Source organism: Neobacillus niacini (genome assembly GCF_036961885.1).
GTDB classification, from domain to species: domain Bacteria; phylum Bacillota; class Bacilli; order Bacillales; family Cytobacillaceae; genus Neobacillus; species Neobacillus niacini_H.
This window is the reverse complement of the sequence record NZ_JBALNQ010000047.1, coordinates 24233-44567: the sequence shown is the minus strand read 5'-3', so window position 1 is coordinate 44567 and position 20335 is coordinate 24233. Positions and strand designations below refer to the sequence as shown.

At 37.0% G+C, this 20335-nt stretch carries 15 protein-coding genes; 2 read left to right on the top strand and 13 right to left on the bottom strand.

Annotation, left to right across the window (positions count from 1 at the left end):
• Positions 1-133: 133 nt before the first annotated feature.
• From V7124_RS18725 to V7124_RS18715, 3 genes are all read right to left on the bottom strand, one after another.
• Positions 134-1846: a cache domain-containing sensor histidine kinase gene (locus V7124_RS18725; protein WP_335492126.1), complete on the bottom strand. Its 1713-nt coding sequence runs from the start codon at positions 1844-1846 to the stop codon at positions 134-136.
• A gap of 62 nt (positions 1847-1908) precedes the next feature.
• Complete coding sequence (locus V7124_RS18720; protein WP_420490567.1) at positions 1909-3456, bottom strand: response regulator transcription factor; 1548 nt, start codon at positions 3454-3456, stop codon at positions 1909-1911.
• A 172-nt stretch (positions 3457-3628) separates the two neighbouring features.
• A complete protein-coding gene (locus tag V7124_RS18715; RefSeq protein ID WP_335492121.1) occupies positions 3629-4519 on the bottom strand; it encodes a LysR family transcriptional regulator in 891 nt (296 codons plus the stop codon).
• 169 nt (positions 4520-4688) lie between these two features.
• Between V7124_RS18715 and V7124_RS18710 the strand changes: the two genes are divergently transcribed.
• Together V7124_RS18710 and apgM are read left to right on the top strand one after the other, a co-directional pair.
• Entirely contained in the window at positions 4689-6170 is a 1482-nt protein-coding gene (locus tag V7124_RS18710; protein WP_335492119.1) for an SLC13 family permease, read from the top strand.
• Between the two features lie 18 nt (positions 6171-6188).
• Positions 6189-7430, top strand: coding sequence for a 2,3-bisphosphoglycerate-independent phosphoglycerate mutase (gene apgM, locus V7124_RS18705; protein ID WP_335492116.1), 1242 nt, complete (start codon positions 6189-6191; stop codon positions 7428-7430).
• 171 nt (positions 7431-7601) lie between these two features.
• Here the strand turns inward: apgM and V7124_RS18700 are convergent, their stop codons facing one another.
• The 10 genes from V7124_RS18700 to V7124_RS18655 form a co-directional block, all read right to left on the bottom strand.
• Positions 7602-8219, bottom strand: coding sequence for an SGNH/GDSL hydrolase family protein (locus V7124_RS18700; RefSeq protein WP_335492113.1), 618 nt, complete (start codon positions 8217-8219; stop codon positions 7602-7604).
• Positions 8220-8243: 24 nt separating this feature from the next.
• Complete coding sequence (locus V7124_RS18695; RefSeq protein ID WP_335411296.1) at positions 8244-9815, bottom strand: hypothetical protein; 1572 nt, start codon at positions 9813-9815, stop codon at positions 8244-8246.
• 30 nt (positions 9816-9845) lie between these two features.
• Positions 9846-11657, bottom strand: a complete 1812-nt coding sequence (locus tag V7124_RS18690) for a hypothetical protein (protein WP_335492109.1) — start codon at positions 11655-11657, stop codon at positions 9846-9848.
• Between the two features lie 60 nt (positions 11658-11717).
• On the bottom strand, positions 11718-13343 hold the full coding sequence (locus V7124_RS18685) for an FAD-dependent oxidoreductase (RefSeq protein WP_335492106.1): 1626 nt from the start codon (positions 13341-13343) through the stop codon (positions 11718-11720).
• On the bottom strand, positions 13304-14218 hold the full coding sequence (locus tag V7124_RS18680) for an ROK family protein (protein ID WP_335492103.1): 915 nt from the start codon (positions 14216-14218) through the stop codon (positions 13304-13306). Before V7124_RS18680 ends, V7124_RS18685 begins: the two co-directional genes overlap by 40 nt.
• Before the next feature lie 36 nt (positions 14219-14254).
• Entirely contained in the window at positions 14255-14935 is a 681-nt protein-coding gene (locus V7124_RS18675) for an N-acetylmannosamine-6-phosphate 2-epimerase (RefSeq protein WP_335492101.1), read from the bottom strand.
• 79 nt (positions 14936-15014) lie between these two features.
• Positions 15015-15989 (bottom strand): Gfo/Idh/MocA family protein, encoded by a 975-nt coding sequence (locus tag V7124_RS18670; protein ID WP_335492098.1) that lies wholly within the window; start codon positions 15987-15989, stop codon positions 15015-15017.
• Positions 15986-16996 (bottom strand): Gfo/Idh/MocA family protein, encoded by a 1011-nt coding sequence (locus tag V7124_RS18665; RefSeq protein WP_335492218.1) that lies wholly within the window; start codon positions 16994-16996, stop codon positions 15986-15988. The genes V7124_RS18670 and V7124_RS18665 overlap by 4 nt, the downstream gene beginning before the upstream one ends.
• Positions 16997-17041: 45 nt before the next feature.
• Positions 17042-18385, bottom strand: a complete 1344-nt coding sequence (locus V7124_RS18660) for a GH1 family beta-glucosidase (protein ID WP_335492095.1) — start codon at positions 18383-18385, stop codon at positions 17042-17044.
• A gap of 12 nt (positions 18386-18397) precedes the next feature.
• Entirely contained in the window at positions 18398-20278 is a 1881-nt protein-coding gene (locus V7124_RS18655; protein ID WP_335492093.1) for a beta-N-acetylhexosaminidase, read from the bottom strand.
• Positions 20279-20335 lie beyond the last annotated feature (57 nt).

Below are 20335 nucleotides of genomic sequence, written 5' to 3'. Positions count from 1 at the left end.
CTTACAATTACTATGGTACCATCACTTAGAGAGTACGAGTTAGGACGATATTTTTGTAAACTTGTGATATTTTTGTTTATTGAATACGCTTCCAATTATTTGCTTGTACTATTTTTATGTTATATGACTATTTTTAGTTTTCTACTGGAAGTGAAATGTGAACTTTTGTCCCTTCACCTATCTTACTTGAGATTGTAACACCATAAGCTTCACCATAAATCAGTTGAATACGCTCATCAACGTTTTGAACACCAATCCCACTAAACATCTCCTGTTTGCGCTTTGTATCCGGAAGTTTGTTATCCGCTGATATTTCCATTCCGTCACCATTATCCAATACCTCACAAATAAGTGAGTCTCCTTCTTTCCAAACAAGGACATTAATGGTCCCTCCACTCTTTTTATTGAAGCCATGAAAGAAGGAATTTTCAATAAAGGGTTGTAAAATTAGTTTTGGAATTTTGATTTCAAAACACTCTGGTTCAATAAAATAGTTCACTCTAATTCGTTCACCGTAGCGTTTCTGATTAATTAAGACATAGCTTTTTAAATTGTCTATTTCTTGCCTCACGGTTATGGTTTCACTAATATTGCCTATCGTATTTTGTAATAACGATATCAACGCATTGACGGTGTCGGTTGCTTCTTCTTTTCCACCATGCTGCACCATGAATTTGATAGAAGCTAACGTATTATATAAGAAATGTGGATTTATTTGCTGCTGTAGTGCCGCTAATTCCGCATTACGTTTCTGCTTTTGGATAAGTACAATTTTATCAACATACTCATGAAGCTCATCAAGCATAGAGTTGAAGGCTTGACCAATTTGCATAGTTTCGTACGTTCCCGTTACAGGTATATAATGATCAAAGTCATTTTCCGGGGTATTTCCAATTTGTTTTACGAGATTTGACAACGAATTGGTTAACCTTCTTGAAGAAAAATACACGATGATGATGGCTAGAAAGATGAAAAGGATTCCGATTAGTACAATCGATTTTTTATCGATGATATCTGCAAATGCAGCTTTTTTATCAATTAAATTTACCAAATACAAATCAAAGGTAGGTAGATATTCAATCATGATTAGATGGTCTTTACCCTTAAAGTCTGCATTTATATAATCCTTTTGCTGCTCCTCTAGTTGGTTGGCAAATTTCAGGAGCTCTGTTTCTTTATTACCAATGAACTCATTAAGATTACTGGATAAAATGGTCCCAGACGGATCCATCACTAACACATTATTTCCCAAACTTGTATAACTGCTATAAAACTTTCTAAAATCCTGTTCTTGTATAGTAAAGTACATTGATCCATAAATAACTTTTGAAGTTGGTTCCATAAATGCCTTAGAAGCAACAATAACCCAATCTTCTTGTGTTTGATCTCTTTGTTGTTCAAGATGAAATAGTAGTTTTTTAGGTTGTTTGAGTGTAGAGCTAGTGATGAAGTGATTTTGTAACTCTTCATCTGATTTGACCCATGAAGGTCTATCTGTTGCATAACTAATACCATTAATACCATAAACTAGAATACCAACATCATAAGCTTCTACACTTGTTTTTAAAGTGGTCATTTGTTTTTTTACATTATAATAATACGAACCCAACATTCTGTTCGAGTGCTCACCTGTGAGAAAACTCTTGATTGTTCCGTTGTTCATAAGGCCATTAGAAGCGATAACAATCGAATATTGAAAAGTACCTAAGCTTTCCTTTATTTGTTCCATAACCTTGCTATTGTTAAGACTAAACCGATCAATAAAAAATTCCTCTGACATCCTCATTGTGGTCCATGTTATCATCGTGGATACAGTAACAATGATTAGTATGGTTATAAGAAACATTTTATAAAATAGGCTATTATGTTTAAGTCGATTCGGTATTATTCTCATTTACATCCCATCTCTTAACCTACAGTATGTTTTCTTCTAAATTTACTAGGTGACATTCCATTCATCTTTTTAAATACTTTACAGAAATAGCTATGGTCTGAATAACCTACCATTCCACTAATTTCTGATATGGAGGCTGAATGCTTAAGTAACAGCTGCGAAGCTTTTTCAATTCGAACCTTATTCAAATACTCAATAAACCCTTCTTTATTATGTGTAGAAAAATAGTTAGATAGGTAGGAAGAATTAAAATGAAAATGATCAGCTACATCTGCAAGGCTGATTTGCTCTGCATAATGGTCTTCAATATATTGCAGGATTCTCTTCATATTTAAATTACTAGGTTGATTTTTCTCCGAGTGTAAACATTTGTTCACTTGTTCAATAAATTTATTTAATTGTTCTACTGTTTCATTAAATGAATGTGCCTCGTTAATTGCCCTAAAATACTCATATTTGGCATTCTTTATTTCAGTGACATCGTATTCCATGTTGTTTAGGATGACAGTAATGTGAAAGATAATGTTTTCAAAGAAAGATTTAAATTCAAAAATATCTGTTGTATAACATTTAGAAAATACAGATACATACTCCTGTAAATAACTAAATGCTTCATGAAAGCGACTACGCTTACATTCACTGGTGAACCAATCCATTTTAAAAGCTTCAATATTTGGTACTTCTCGTGGTAAATCCTGTTCTCTTAAAAGAGGGATATTTGGAAAATAAAATTGATATTGCAGCAATTTTGATACCTTTTCATTATAAATAAGCCCTACTTGTGAAAAATCAGTGAATCGTTCACTTAGAACAAAGCCTACATCTTTATTCGTCTCCGCAATCATTTTTACAAAATCGATTGTCTCTTTGGACTGTTCTTTATTTACATTTAGAATGATTCCTGTTTTGTTCTTATCCAAGGTAATTGAAAAATGTGTTGCTTGAGATATAGTAGAAAGATACTGATTTTCAAAATGATTTTGAATTTGAAGCAGCTCTCCTCTAGGAAGATGCCCATTAAAAACTACACCTAATAAATAGAAACAGTCATAGGGAAATACTCTGGAAAGTAGCTCTGCATCATAATCCACTTCAAAACCAGAAATTAACTTATCAATGACAAGATTTACCGACATCCGATCCTGCTCTTTTGTCTCATTTGAATGAGTAGTTGACATCTTATCGACTGCTTTTTTTAGTGCGTCTAACAGTGTACTTGCATCAAGCTTAGGCTTTAATATATAATCAACCACTCCACTTTGAAAGGTAGAACGAACATAGTCAAATTCCCCAAAACTACTGAGTATAATGATTTCAATATCTGGATATTTTGACTTAACGATTCTTGTCAATTCTTCCCCATCCATAACAGGCATCACAATATCGGTGATAACGATTTTGGGATGGGTTCGTTCAATGATCTCAAGTGCTTCCATTCCATTTGAAGCCTCTCCCACAATTTGAAAGCCTTCTTGCTCCCAATCAATGTAGTGTTTTATACCTTTTCTAATTAAGATTTCATCATCTACAATAATAATTTTACAAAGTTCTTTCGTTGTCATCATGTTCACCTCAGACGGATAGCCTTTCACAAATATTCTTACATATATTATACACATCAAATCTAGTATTTCGCCTATTATCTGTGAGGTTGTACTCTCTTAATACCTAAGAGAAACAGCTAAAATAAAGAACGTTCCTTACAAGTGTACTGTAAGAAACGTTTTTTCATCGTTATATAGACTTTTGATCTAACAAAGAAATTAATTGTGTTATTGCCGGTGATAGATGTATCCCTCGATGATGAACATAGTTTATCCCCCTTAAAAATTTTACCCCTTCTATCGGAACCTCAACTAATAGTTTATTTTTTAACTCTTGTTTAATCGCTAAGCTTGAGACGATGGATACACCAAGACCATGGATGACGCTTTGTTTGATAGCCTCTAGACTGCTAATTTCCATATATTCAGGAGAGCTGAACCCGTATTTTTTAAATTCCCCTTCTAAATAGGTACGTGTAGCGGATTTACTAGGTTTCAGAATCATCGTTTCATTTACTAAATCCTCTAATGTACACCCTCCTTTTTGGGCAAGTTGATGTTCGTTATTGACGATAAGTACAAGTTCATCTTGATAAAAGGTTTTGGCTTGAAAGCGAGTCTCATCAATTGGTATTCGATTAGAAAGAACCAATAATTCAACCTTGTTAGATTCCAACATGTTAATTAAATGCCTTGAGTTGGTAATATTCATGTTAATCTTGATTCCTGGGAATTTTTTATTAAAGCTACTAAGGATAGCGGGAAGAAAGTAGACTCCAACAAAATTACTTGCTCCGAAAGATAGCGTTCCATAAGCTAAATTGTCAAACTGCTTAATATGCTCTTTCGATGTCGAAAAAAGATTAATTATTTGCTCCGCATAGGGTTTGAAATGTTCCCCCTGTTTGGTTAAGAATAACTTTTTTCCAATCCGATCAAAAAGCGGAAACCCTAAATCCCTTTCCAAACTTTGAATTTGCATACTAACAGCAGGTTGTGAACAATAAAGCAGTTCTGCCGCCTCGGTGAAGTTTAAACACTCCGATAGAGTGATAAAGGTTTGAAGTTTCGTTAGGTTCATATTGAAGCACCCCTTCCTTCTACTTAAATACATTAGGAACTAGTAAATCTTCTATGTTTCTATAATTATAAGATATACTTATGATTATTAAAAGTAAATCAAATTGTTTTATAGTATAGATTTTAATATACTGAAAGCGAATACAAGACAATCACTAGGAGGATTCATGATGGCTGATGAAAAAGTCAAAAAAGATGGAAATGAAACATCTATTAAAAAGAAAGGAAGTTTTGAGGCTGGAATGAAAAAGTGGGGTATACCCATTGCAATTATTGTTATTCTTTTATTACTGTTAATGCCTACTCCAGAAGGATTAGAGCCAGCAGCACAAAAATCAATCGCCATCTTCGCTGGTGCATTGGTCCTTTGGATAACAACTCCAATTCCAATATACCTGACATCGCTAATTGCCATTCTATTGCTTCCGTTAGTGGGAGCGGTCGAAGATCAAGAAGTAGCTTTTGGAACATTAGGGTTTGACGTCATTTGGTTAATGGTTTCCGCTTTTGTTTTAACTTCTGCTATGATGAAGTCAAATTTAGGTAGAAGATTCTCGTTATGGATGGTCACGCAGTTTGGTAAAACTCCAACTCGGGCTTTGGCTGTTTTAGTCATTATTAATTTTGTTTTGGCTTTTTTCGTTCCTTCGACTACAGCACGTGCAACACTTATGTTGCCTATTTGCTTAATTTTGTTGGAAGTCTATAAAGCTATTCCTGGAAAAAGTCGACTTGGTAAAGTAATGATGCTGCAAGGTCTTCAAGCTGATGCCCTCGCAACTTCAGGTGTTATGACGGCTACTTCAGGTAACATTATCGCTGTCGGTTTTATTAACGAGCAAGCGGGTGGCAGCATCGGTTATATGGATTGGCTTTTTGCCTCCATGCCTTCTGCTATTATCACGATGACAATCACCTTCTTTATCGGGTTAAAGTTATTCTCTATTAAAGAGGAAGGTAACTTTGAAAATGTAATGGATTCGCTAAAGGGCGAATTGAAGAAATTAGGTTCTTTCTCCATAGCGGAGAAGAAAGCATCGGTTATCTTCATTCTTACTGTACTTTTGTGGGCTACTGGAGACTATCACGAAGCTTGGTTTGGTTTTGAAATTAGTACTGAGCAAACTGCCGTTATAGCAGCACTCCTCTGCTTGCTTCCAAAAGTAGGTATGCTTGAATGGAAAGATGCAAATATCAAATGGGAACTCATGATTTTCGCCGCAGGTGCCTATGCTGCAGGAAATGCATTGGACGAATCCGGAGGCGCGGTATATCTTATCAGTAAGGTAGTGGATGCTCTAGGAATCGATCAGATGAGTCATGCTATGGTTGCTGTAGTGGTCATATTCCTAAGTATGTACAGCCATCTCATCTTTACGAGTAAAACCGTTAGGGTCACGATCTTGATTCCTGCTTTCATTGCTTTAGCGAAAACATTAGGAATGGATCCTGTACCACTTGCACTCGCTGCCGCAATGACGATGACATTTACGATTACGCTTCCGCCACATTCAAAAGTAAATACCATTTATTTTTCATCAGATTACTTTACCATAGTAGATCAAGTAAAGTATGCGGTTATTACATGTTTTATTGGCGCATCCGTTATCTGTTTAGCCTATTTCACATGGTTTGGCCTACTGGGATTATAACGTTAGGAGGAGAACATCTTGTTGAACAGAAAAGTTATTATGGCGATTGCCGACGGACTGGGTGATCGACCACATCCTTTGTTAGGTGGTAAAACACCATTGGAACATGCCCGAACACCAAATCTGGACCGACTCGCTTCAGAGGGAATCAATGGGCTCATGGACCTGATTGCTCCTGGCATTCCTGTAGGAACAGATATGGGACATTTAATTTTATTCGGTTATAAACCTCATGATTATCCTGGTCGTGGACCGATTGAAGCTTTAGGAATCGGAGTGGAAGTTAAACCTGGAGATATTGTTTTGCGCTGTAATTTTGCCACAGTTGATGAAAACGGGATTGTTGTTGATCGCCGGGCAGGAAGAATTCGTGAGAAAACTGATGAATTAGCACAAGCTATTAGTGGTTTGGAGCTTGAAGAAGGGATAGAAATTCTTTTTAAACCGGCAACGGAACATCGTGCCGTACTCATCTTGCGTGGATCTGGGTTAAGCGATAAAATCAGCGACTCCGACCCAAAGGCACCAAATGACGGTAAACCTTACCATAAAGTAGAACCCTTAAATTCCTCCGAGGAAGCTATAAGAACTGCCTCTATATTAAATCTTGTTCTTGAAACGGTACACATCATATTATCATCCCATCCCGTTAATGCGGAACGTGTAGCAGATGGGAAGCTTCCAGCTAATTTTATCCTTACAAGGGGAGCTGGGCAGATGATAGACCTAAAACCTATATCTCAAAAGCTTAAGATAAATGTAAGCTGTATTGCAGGTGAAAGTACGGTTTTAGGCGTTGCTAAATTAGCAGGTTATAAGACTTTTACGGATAGTAGTATGACTGGTAATATTGATACAAATATTGAATTAAAAGCAAGGTTGGCTATAGAGGAAATAGCAAACAATGACTTTGTGTACGTTCATATGAAGGCGCCGGATGTGAAAGGACACGATAATGAACCACTTGAGAAAGCAAGATCAATAGAGTTGTTCGATCATATGGTTGGGCTAATTCGTCAGCAGTTACCTGAAAATGTCTACTTCGTTTTGGCAGCGGATCATTCTACACCTTGTGAAGTCGGGGAACATACTGGTGAACCGGTTCCAGTCACAATAGCTGGTCCAAGTATACGAAGAGACCGGGTCTTGCAATACAATGAAATCGATTGTGCTCAAGGTGGATTAGGACATTTAACCGGGGAAGACTTCGTACGAACACTCCATGGATTATTGGGATTTGTTAAGAAGCAAGGGAATTAGGATGCTTTTGAGTGGCGGAGACAATTACCCCACCACTATTATTAATTAAAGTCTTGGCAGAGTCGAAGTGGATTTGATTTTCCATAATACGGGTTTTGCAAAAAAGTATACAGTGCACCTTCCATATTTTTGGATGGTGCCTGTTTACTTTTTAGTATGCTCTCAACAGAGCTAACCTAATAACAACTTTGCTGCTTGGATCCATGTTTTTGCCATCAGCATATTGCCCATCGAATTCATATGGACACCATCTATTGTAAGCGGATTTTCATTACGTGACTCCAAAAATTCAATAAATGCCTGATGTGTTGGGATCAAGGTTGCAGAATATTTATCTGCTAATCTATGAACACTTTCAACATATGGTTTGAGCAATGTATTTCCTAAAGACTGAACATCTTCTCCAATAATCGTAGGCTCCATTAATATAATAGAAGCATTGGTTTTTTCATTGATGTTCTTAAGGAGGGAGTCATAAATTCCTTCAAATTTCTCTGGATACACTTGATCAATCTCTGGAGAATCGACTTGTCGCCATACATCATTGATACCGATTGAGATAGAAACAATATCGGGGCGTAAGGAAATGACATCCTGCTCCCACCGCTCAGCCAAGTCTGTCACACGATTTCCACTAATACCTTTATTAAAAATTTCAAAATCTCGTTCAGGATAGCTAACCTTTAAATAATCATGCAGTAAACGCACATAACCAGTACCGATTGTCTCACCTTCATCAATTCCCCACCAAGTAATACTATCTCCAATAAAAACAATTCTTTTTTTCATATTAACCTCCAATGTTCTCGAATCTTACTCTCTCTTGTCCTTCCATTTAGATAAGTAATCATCTAATTTTTCATATAAATAATTTATATAAAAGCAAACCATGCTATATGGATCAACAATCTCTTTTACAGCATTTCCTTTTAATGGTTCGATATCGTTTTTCCACTTTTTAATTTCGTTACTAATCAACTGTAGGTCGTGATGATTTTCTACTTTTTCTGGATCGATGATCCGGTTCGGAAATAATGGCACATTCCATTTAGATACTCCCGAGATTACTGTTTCAATTTTTCCAAGGGCTTGTTTAACTTCGGCTTGATGTTCTTCAAAAATGGAGTAAAAATCCTTTTCTACTTCTTCAAAAGCATCTCCCCAGCTTAATCGTGCAAAATAATAACCATTCATTAACTGAATTGATTTCCAAGGATACAACAAATCCAATTCAGCAGCATTTTCTTTCGGAAGATAAGGAACAATCAGATTAACAATATTTTCAATCCCCAGCTGATGAAACAACTCGATATCTTCATGAATTCGTTTAAATAATGGTGGGAATAAATCACCAAGCATAAAATGATCACTATAATATTCAAAGACCGTTAACTGTTTTTGTGTCACATTCGTTGCATCACGCCATTTTTGTAAAGCGTTAATTGCCCTCTCTTCTTTTCTGAATGATTGCTGATAATTTCTACCCCAATAAGCGAATAACGTATTCACAGATTTTGAACTTTTCACATCGTCAGTTAGCTCTAACATTTTCCACGAAAGACCAGCATTGTAGGCGATATGTTCTACGTTAATTTGAGGAAGCTGTATTTTTATTTGTTCAGAAAACGCAATATAATGTGCTAAAAATGGCTGGTCATCTTCTATCCCAATATCAGCTGGCCATAATGATAATCTTTCTATAGAACTTGTTTCACTGCAAAAATCTCTTATTTTATTGATGATTAAGTCCTTCCAACTAGCATCTGCAAAATTGATCTGTTTTTTCTCCGAAACAGGAATTTCGTTTAATAAATAGTGCATACTATGCCCGCCCAATGTGATGGACATTCCACGTTTTTCAATTTCTTTCGTCACAACATGTTTCACTTTATCCCATAACATGAAGGTAAAGAATAGTTCATTAATATATTGTTTAGCCGCCCAGTCAATTAATTGCAAAAGAAAATCAGGTTCATCATAATTCTCTACAACCAAACCCCTTCGTCTCATTTTTCCAGTATTAATAGTAGGAACAAGTATTTTTTCTTTGTTAAAATTAATTCTTTCATTTGGAAAAAGGCTTGCCCACTTATACCCAAACAGTTTTTTACAAACTTCATAAACACCAAAAAGTACAGATCGTGGATTTGCACCAACAATATAAATTTCATTTTCTTTTTGAATCAGTTGAAAACCATCAATTGAGCAGCTCTCTTGAAAAAACGGTTGTTCAATGAAGCCATTTTGAATAAAATCATTCTCCAACCCTAATACAAATGAATATTGGATGGGCTGTTGAACGTCTTTGGCATATTTGTGTAACTCTTGTTTCGCAAACATAATAGGGTTTTCATCATTTAAAATAGTACAGATCATTGCGGCCACACAGTCCACTCCTTACTTTTTCTTTGTATCCTATTCTAGTAGTGACTGATTTAATTCCTTAAATAATAAACCAGACAATATAATGGCATTCGTCCAACCGCTTTCTATAACATAAGCACCCCATCCAGTATCGCCATTATTGCCAAAATACTCACTACGATTTAGATGAAAGGAACGCATCCAACCGCCATCAAATTCGTATTTCAGAGATGAGATTTGAATGGAAGAGATAAATTGGACTATTTTTTCATGGAAATCCTTTAAATCAGAATCACCAGTTGCCTTAACTGCTTCCCAGGCATTTATGCATAAGAAATTATTTGTATATAACTGATCAGCAATCCCCTCATGATTCAAACGAAAAACACCCGTATCTTCCGTCCCATACCGTTCTGGATCAGGATTATCCGCTTCCTCAATAGCTCCGAGTTCATGTTGATGTTCAGATAAATAATCAAAAATTTCATATAGACCTTTATGGATTCCTGCATCTTTTGTTACGGCATACAATTGCGCTACTGATAATAGGAACCTACTATACCCAGCAGTTTTGCTATACATAAACTTCAGTTCCTCTTTATTGTTCAACAAGGTTAATGTACCCTTATAAGCAGTCTGTAGAAAAGCATCATCATTTGAAACAAGATAGGCTTGGATGAAGGCAGCATGAACAATTGCTTCGAAATGGGGATTCATGCTCGCTTCCGTTGAATTTTGGAAATGGGCTTTTCCGTAATCAACTAATTCTTGTTCTCGTATACATTCTGGACGCAGTCCATTCTTATTTTGTGTGTTTAATAGGGCATACGCTGTTATGAGACCCCGTTTTTTATATTCTTCATTCCCTGTTTTTCGATAAAGATATAATAGAACAAGGGCAACCCAGCTATTATCGTCTGAAAAAATTTGATCCGGCTTACTCCTTGGACTCTGAAACCACTTCCAAAAACCATATGTTACCGAATTCGGATCACTATCCTGGTAGCCCGCTTTAAACAAATAGGTTAGTAGCCTTTCAGATATGTTACTCCATTTACGATCCTTTGAATATTCTCCATACAGGTAAAACATTAAAGCAGTGTGAGCATGACAATCAGGCCGTAAATCCTTACTAATATCACTTCGAATCGAATGAACATTTTCATAAACTCCGAGACTTCCATCAGTCTTCGGCAAAATACCGGAATGTAAAAACCAATTCACACCCTTTTCAATGGTTTTTGCAATATCGGCATTCTTTGAAATTTGAATGACAGGATCTATCATTTTTATTGGCAATTGATAATCCTTTTGCAGCCATTTCACGACATCATTCCACAGCCAGTTGGGGCGTAACGTCCAGATTTGCTCATTACCTAAAAAGGAAAAAGTAGAAAAAACAGCCTTCCCTTTACCATGATTTCTTACAACGATTCCAGGATATAGCCCTTCCTCTTCCGTCCTATGAGTTTCTTTAAAATGACCAATATCTAATAATCTTTCCGTATCAAATGTAAAACCAGTTAAAAAAGGACCTTGCCATTCGAGCAGCTGACCTTTTTTACCATAGTGGCTTTCATTGGAAATGACTAATTTCTCAAGGCGGCGATTGGTCACAGCAAAATCTTGTTTGAAACCAAAAAGTCTTGATGCTGGAAATTCCTCACAATTAATTAGTTCGCCATATAAAATCCCGCCATACTCCACAAACTCCCATAACTTTTCTATCATTTCATAAGGTATTTCCCTTGGGATCCCATTGTCGTTTCCATTGATAAAAATAAACTCATACTTTAGTAGATTTTCTTCTTGTAATTGTTCGATATTGGAAAAATAGTTTGTAAAGTTCACAAACTTATTCATTCGCTTCCTTTTGTCAACCAGAGCGATCAATGCCATTCCACTTCCTTCTAAGAATAGGGTTTATACTTTATGAATTTTTGGCCATTCTAGTTCGATTCCTGCCGCTATTAAACGTGACTGAAAGTCCTTTAAAAATGATGGTTTATTTCTCACTTCATGTGGAGCGATATTTTTATCAATACAATAAGAAGCCAAATGTCCCGCCGCTTCACCGATATTCCACTCAACGGGATGAAGCCGGTAACAGCCATTGGTAAGATGAGTAGTGCCAATATTTTTACTAGCAGGCAATAAGTTCCGAACTCGTATCGGAATTAAACTGCCAAGTGGAATCTGGAAAGGATGGGCAGAAATATCAATGTAACTATTCATTCCTGTACTTGGATGGAGGTCTAAACGGTAACAGCCAATTCCTACACTATCGTCAAAAAATGTGGCACCAATCTTGCCATCAATTTCACCACTAATATGCTGTTCTTTCACAGTAAATTCTGCTTTAATTCTTCTTGATTCCCGTATATATGGGTACATCGCCATACCATCTTCTGTACCTAAAATATCTTTTCTTAACCGTAGACCTGGATAGCCGAGACCACCATCTGGACGAGGGGCTTCGGTTTGCATCCAATAAAGCAAAGATAAACTTAATTGTTTTGCATTAAATAAATGCTTTTCTCTCTCTTCATCAGACACATCAATAACTGGACCTAACCAATAATCATTTTGAGGCCAATTTACAATGGTAATATCACTTTGAAAAGTTCCCGGAACAAAATTTGTTTGATCAATAATTCTTCGGTAATTCCATAATGAAAAACGATTCGGCTCGTAAAAAAATGAATACTCAATCGGTTTTAATGTATGCGGTACAAGCCCCCACCAGCTTAATTGCTTTGCCGGCCAAAAGGGCGCCTGATATTCCTTCCAAAACTCATATTGGACAGGTTTTTCGATTGTATGGTCTTCACCATCGAGATAATCCATAGCAAAACAATAGGTAAACGCCTGCATATTGAACGGTTCTGCATCCCCACTTACTGCATGGTCTTCACCGGTTTCTTCCTGTGATTCGGCTCCAATTACATACTCAACATTCGCTAGAGGCAATAACTCTCCCGTTTCTGTTGCATCCAAAAAATACTTTCCCTTTAATAAGTGCGAATTTCCTGTCAACGGATTATTAACTGTAAGCGACAGTACTTGATCCTTTTCAGTTTCAGCACTATAAATTTTGTACTCTATTAACAATGTAAGCTTGCCACTACTCAAATAAGGGGCAAACAAATCATATAGAACACGTAATGCTACTCTTGGCTCATGACTAATATTACTAACAAGTGCATTACCTGGATTAAATGGCTGGTTGTTCTGTTGGTTATTCTTCACTGGATAGTTAGTAAAATAGTAGTCTCTAATTTTTCTTCGGAATGTTCGATAATTTCTGGTTGCACCAAAACTTTCAATCCATGGATGTTCATCTGGTGGTACGCCTTGGTTGGTTATTTGCCCGCCAATCCATTTTGTTTCTTCTGCTAAAATCACCGATTTTCCGGTCTGCAAGGCAGCAAGTGCAGCTGCACATCCTCCAAGACTGCCGCCTATAATGACAAGATCCGCAGATAATTCTTGTGAAACTGTCAATTGACTCACCCCTTCACTTTGAGCTTCATTGTCGCATATGTGCATGCCATTAGCGCAGCACCAAGCATACCAGCATTATTCTTTAATTTGGCTTTTCTTATAATCAAAGATTGATTGGTAATCGTTTTCAATTTATTTACTAGTTGATCCCACCAATATGGACTAGAATCTATGACCCCGCCACCTAATACAAAACAATCTAGATCTAGTATGTCTTGTAAAGAAGCAATACCAACCGCTAGATTGTCAATAAACCGTTCTACTATTTTTACAGCGATTGGATTTGAATCATAGGCATGCTTAAAAATGTTTTCAGGAAGAATAGTTTGATTTAAAAAAGTACTTTCCTCCTTTATATCTAATGTTAAAGCAGTACCTGAAACATATTGTTCCCAACAACCCCTTTTACCACAATTACATTGTCTGCCGTTTGGAATAAGAACCATATGGCCAATTTCTCCAGCACCACCGTTTTTTCCACGATGCAAATTTCCATTTAGTATAATACCTGCACCCACACCAGTTCCTATTGTGATACAAATAAAATTTTCCACTTGTATTGCTGAACCTATTTCCATTTCAGCATAAGCTGCACAATTGGCATCATTATCTACAACTGTTGGAATAGAAAATCGCTCTTCAACCATCTCTTTCACCTTGATTCCCGTCCAACCAGGCAGGTTCGAGGTTGCATAAAGGACAGAACCGTTCTCAACGTCCACCCTTCCAGCTGTTGCAATTCCTATTCCCTCAATTTTAAAATCATCATTATGTAGTAGTCTTTCAATAAGTGATAATAATTGATTCATTAATTCCTGTTTATTTGTCTGTTCTTCTATAAGAGACAATATTTGACCTTCGTGATTAATGATGCCTGCTTTTACCTTTGTTCCGCCTATGTCAATTCCAATCGTATTCAAATCAACACATCCTTAAATAAATCATTATTAAGACAGTCATGGCAGTTCTTGAACAAATCGTTTCGTAATCTCTTGAGGTCTTGTGATTGCAGAACCTACGACAACTGCATAAGCCCCGAGACGAATACATTCTGCAGCAAGTTCGGGTGTATCAATCCCTCCTTCTGCAACGATTGGTATGTTTGTTTCATTCACTAAATTAGTTAACAGGTCCTTATTAAATGAATGATACTGACTCGTATAAGGTGTATAACCACATAATGTCGTTGATATCATATCTACCCCTAAATCTGCTGCAAAAATCCCCTCTTCTAATGTAGAGATATCACCCATTAATAACTGATTCGGGTATTTTTCCTTAACCGCTTCAACAAACTCAGTGATTGTTTGACCATTTGGCCGAATTCGATTGGTTGCATCGAAAGCAATAATATCTGCCCCTGCACGTATAACTTCATCAACTTCTTTTATAGTTGGAGTTATATAAATTTCACTATCTTCATAATTTTGTTTTACTAAGCCGATAATTGGCAATGAAACCGCCTTTTTAATTTCGATAATATCGATCCCTGTATTGGCTCTTATTCCAACAGCTCCACCTTTCTTAGCTGCAAGTGCCATTTTCCCCATCGTTTCTGAACCAAATAATGGTTCCGCTTCAAGTGCCTGACAAGAAACAATTAAGCCGCCCTTAAACGTGTTTATAATGGGATTCATATAACAACCTCAATTCCTTTTATATTACTCTTGTAAAACAATCAAGGAATCAAGTAATCCCCTTGATTCCTATCCTTTATTAACTCAATTTTATAGGGATCTTTTTCTCATTAGATTGATAGGCTGCAAGTGCTACCTCAACTGCCTTCATACCAGAAAATCCAGTTGCCAGTGGAGATTTACCTTCTCTTACACTCTTAACAAAATCCTCGATAAGTCCTGCGTCCATATCATCTCCCCAGCCAATCCATTTGACACCATCATGATCAGAATATAAATCAAGCTTTTGTGAAAAGGCATCCACCTTTACCGTCCCATTTTTCCCAATAATTTCTAAAGTTACATCTCCCCATGTAGGATAGTAACTATTCCTAGACCAGCTACAATCTAAAGTAGCAAACATCCCATTCGTAAATTCCATTGTAATAATTCCACAATCATCAATAGGATGGTTCGTATATACACTGCCTATTTCTGCATAAACTTCTGTCACTTCTGCACCTGTGAACCATCTCATAATATCGACAACATGGACAGTATGGTCAAGAACAGCCCCACCACCGGATTTCTCTTTGTCAATAAACCAGCCTCCAGGATTGGTTCCGCGATTGGTTCCTTTTATAACTAAAATTTCACCTAACACACCGTGTTCGATCATCTTTTTAGCCTGTTGAATCGGGGTGTTAAATCGGACTGGAAAAGCTGTTCCTAATAAAACTTGATTTTTTTCACATACAGTAATCATTTCTTTCATATCTTCTAAATTCGTAGCCAATGGTTTTTCACATAACACATGTTTTCCTGCATTAGCTGCAGCCAAGACATGTCGATGATGTAAGCTATTCTCTGATGTAACCACAACCGCATCTATATCGGTTTCCAGCAAATCATGATAGTTTTTATAATAGGTCGTATCAAAAATGTCAGAATATTTTTTGCCTCTTTCTTCATTATCATCGGCTATCCCTGCTAGTGTGACACCTTCCAACCCTTTCAATACGGTTGCATAACTATGGGCATGCATATGGGCAAAACTGATGATTCCAATTTTCATTTCAGATCGCCCCTTACTTTATCTAGGGATACAGGTAACCCTGTTTTTAAAGATTGTAGAGCAGCGACTGAAATTTCCATTGCTTTATAGGCGTCTTCCGCTGTGACAATTGGCGTTTTATCCGTTTTTAAACAGTGTAAAAAGTGCTCAATCTCTATATAATAAGGTGATTTTTTCAAAGGACTTTGTGGTACTGCTACACCGCCTTTTTCTTCATTCGAATTTCTAATTGACAGTAACACTGGCTCATCTTTTAAACTATCATATTCAAGAATTCCGCTTTTTCCGGCAAATTCAAATTGCGAAGAAAATGTTTGATGGGCCCATGTTCCTTCTACATGTGCAATAACTCCTGATTTAAACACTACCGTTACTAACGCATAATCAAGGTGTTCGATGTTTCGCTCAGCAAGTCCTTTCGCAAACACTCTCTCAACCTCTCCAAAGGTCCAGCGCAGGAAGTCAAAATCATGGATGATTAAATCAAGAATTACCCCGCCACTTTTCGTATGGTCGGCATACCAATCGCTCCATCCTGCAGGAAAATTCCCACCCCGTTTTGTACGAACAACACCTATATCACCAATTGTTCCATTAGAAACGAGGTCGTGTGCTTTTGAGTATTGTGGGAAAAACCGAACAACATGCCCAACAAATAATTTCACATCTTTATTTTCACAGTAATCAATCATGTCACGCGCGTCTTCCAGTGTATAAGCTAACGGTTTTTCACATATTACATCGATACCATAATCGGCTGCTTTGTGCACATATTCTTTATGCAAAAAAGTAGGAACACAAATATCGATGACATCAATATGTTCTAGAGCATTTACCGCTTCCTCTAACGTTTGAAAAATCTTTGTATCATTTTCACCAATAATTTGTTCAGCTTGTTCTCTCCTAAGATCTACAATTCCAACTAAATGAACATCTTCCATAGAATAATAGGAATTCGCATGTTCCATCCCCATCGTTCCTGCACCAATCAATAATATCTTTTGCATACGATTAATCCCACTTTCGACATATTCAGGATTCTTCAAGCCCATTTATATTTCCATCCAACCATTGGCGATTACTTTTTTATACCAATAGTAGCTATCTTTTTTAATTCGTTCCGCAGTATTGAAATCTACATAAACAAGACCAAATCGTTTTCCATAACCTTCTGCCCATTCGAAATTATCTAGTAACGACCATGCCAGATATCCTATAATATTAATTCCCGATTCAATCGCTCTGCTTACCGCTGTTAAATGCTGCTGATAATATTTGATTCTATCTTGATCCATTACTTTTCCGTTCTCAAGCTTGTCAATACAACATGCCCCGTTTTCAGTAATAAATAGTGGAATGTTGCCATAGCGCTCAGCAAGATAATGAAACACTTTATATAAGCCGTCTGCATAGATCGGCCATTCGATATAGGTTTGGTCATAATCAATTTCAATGTTTTCAATATCCAATAAACCATCATTTTCTTTATAACGAGCTATATTACCTGAATAATAGTTTACTCCGATGAAATCGATAGGCTGACAAATGATTTCCATATCGCCTTCTTCGATATGGAGGTCTGCACCTTTGTTTTTATACCAATCAACTAAATACTGAGGATATTCACCCTTGAAGATGGGATCTAGAAACCAGTCAATATTATGACCAATTTCCCGCTTGCAGGCTTCAATATCTTCTGACTTATTGCTAAATGGCTCCCGCCATGTTGTATTGGTTGCGGTTCCAATTTTGCCTTCTATTCCCAAATCTCTAAATACCTTGACTGCTCGCCCATGTGCCAAAACTAAATGATGGGAAACATCCACAGCAAGCTGTAAGTCTTTAAACCCGGGCGCGTGAACACCTCGATAATTGGATAAGAAGGCGGCACATAAAGGTTCATTAATCGTTTGCCAATACTTTACTTTTCCATTAAATTCTTTGAAAATGGTTTCAGCATATCGACTAAAGGCATCAACGGTTTCTCTGTTTGCCCACCCGCCATGATCCTGTAGGGCCTGTGGGAGATCCCAATGGTAAAGGGTAAGCATTGGTTCTATTCCTTTTTCTACTAGTTTATCAATGAGATCATGGTAATATTTCAACCCTTTTGGATTGAGTTCTCCTTTTCCAGTTGGATAAATCCTTGGCCAGGAAACTGAAAAGCGATACACATTCGCACCTAATTGATCCAATAATTCTATATCCTCTGCATAACGATGATAACTATCACATGCAACATCACCATTATCTCCATTCTTTACGTTTCCGGGTGTATGGGAAAAGGTATCCCATATAGATAACCCTCTCCCATCCTCGAATGCTGCCCCTTCAATTTGATAAGCAGCTGTAGCCGTTCCCCACTTCATTTCTTTTGGAAACTGAATAATTGGCATATGTTTAACCTCCTAAATTATGTTGCCCGCTGTGGCAATCCGATGATAGAAGTGGTTCCCTAAAGAACCATCAACAATTCCATTGGGACCGTCATGTATCAATCTCTCAGCTTCCAATTCTTCAATGTTCGTAATCTTATCTTCTAGCCATTGCTGTATACGGAATTGTGTGGTTTCCAACCTAGCTGCTAAACCACCATAGCGGAGTTCCAACACTTCCCATCCAAATGGTTTATATAAGGAAAACCAAACTTCTCTGTGCTTTTGCCGCAGAACCCCAACCTCTTTGGTCAGTTCTTTAATATCTTCTAAAAGAGATACCATTTTCCCTTTATCCTTTTGGTCATAGGCTGTCTTTAACTGTAAGCCCATTTCTGCCTTTACACTTAAAACACGGGCTAATTGCTCGTAGAACTCAAATAAAGGCAAGGCGTTAGGGTTTCTATCCTTGGCACGATTTAATAGTGGAGCAAGCTTTTGGTAATGCTCATTCATTTGTAGTCCACGGATATTTTCATCAAATAAGCCTATCAGTAAATCCTGCCACAACAAAAACTTCGAAGCATTTGATGACTGTAAATTATTTTTCATAACACCTGGAGTTTCATCCAATTGATTTAAAATAAGAAAATCATCTAAATGATTGCCAGTACTGAAATGGAACCGTTCTGCTAACATATCTTTATCAACTGTTTTATTGTAGGTGTGTTCAGCAAAAAGCTGAATCACGGGCAGTGCCGTAGTAAGTGGGGTTTCTGCTCCATTGTCACCCCATAATGTAGTGAAAATTTCTTGGATACCTTCTTTTTTACAGGCCGTTAATGCGGCTTCGGTTGTCGCAAACGCTCTGCCATAATTAGGTGATATACCATTCCAAGTCCAGGCGCCGCCAGCAAAAACAGTATCTGGTCCCAACTCTTTATGTTTTTCAAAATAAGAGCGGTAAAAGTCTTCCTCTTCGTGGTAGTAGTCCCAATAGACAAGCTGAACATTTTCTGGAATCGAATCAATTGCTTCTTTAGGAATAGTAACTTCATCATCATAATATTCACCATGCTTTGATCCTAATCGGAAGTACATGTCACTCCAAATCATGGGCTTTAAACCATGACGTTCTGCAATGGAAACAACCTGACTTAAATGTTTATTCATGATTTCAAAGCGATTCTCATAACCATTCAGATCTAAATAACGACCAAGTCCCAGTTGATGGGCTTCATCCATTCCAATATGAATTCGTTTTGATTTAAATGGTCTAGAAGCAGCCTCAATCATGCTTTCAATAAATTGATAGGTTTTCGGTTCACCGACTAGTAATATATCAGCGGTATCTCTAATATTTGTAGCATAGCCCCACTTTAAAGCCATTGTTAAATGGGCAAGGGTTTGGATGCATGGGATCATTTCAATTCCAAAAGTATCTGCATATTCATCACAAGCTTTCAGTTCTACCTCTGTATATCTTCCACGCATGTAACCAAAGTACGGATATTCTGGAACTTCATACGTATCTTCTGTATAAAGCATGACGACATTTAATCCCATGATTGCCATTGTCCTAAGTAGTCCGTTTACTTCATCTACTTTTAGGACGGCATTTCTTGAGACGTCCAGCATTACACCACTCGTTTGGAATTGGGGATGTTCAGTCAGTTCAAATTCACCATTCTTCCTGTAATTTTCCAGCCATAAACCGATGGCCCGAAAGAAATGGATTTTTTCTTGAAAAGTGATTTCACCTTTTCCATTTTCATTGCTAACTTGAATTGGACCTACCCTTTGTGTTACAGAAATCGGATAACCATTCTCATGGAGTTGAATGTTCAATTCATCCGATAAAAGCTGTAATCCTGTTATAATTGAATTTGTTTCGCCTATCAAATTGATTTGCATCCGCCATACCTCATTTCACTTATGTTACTATCCATCATTCGATTTAATAAAACCCAT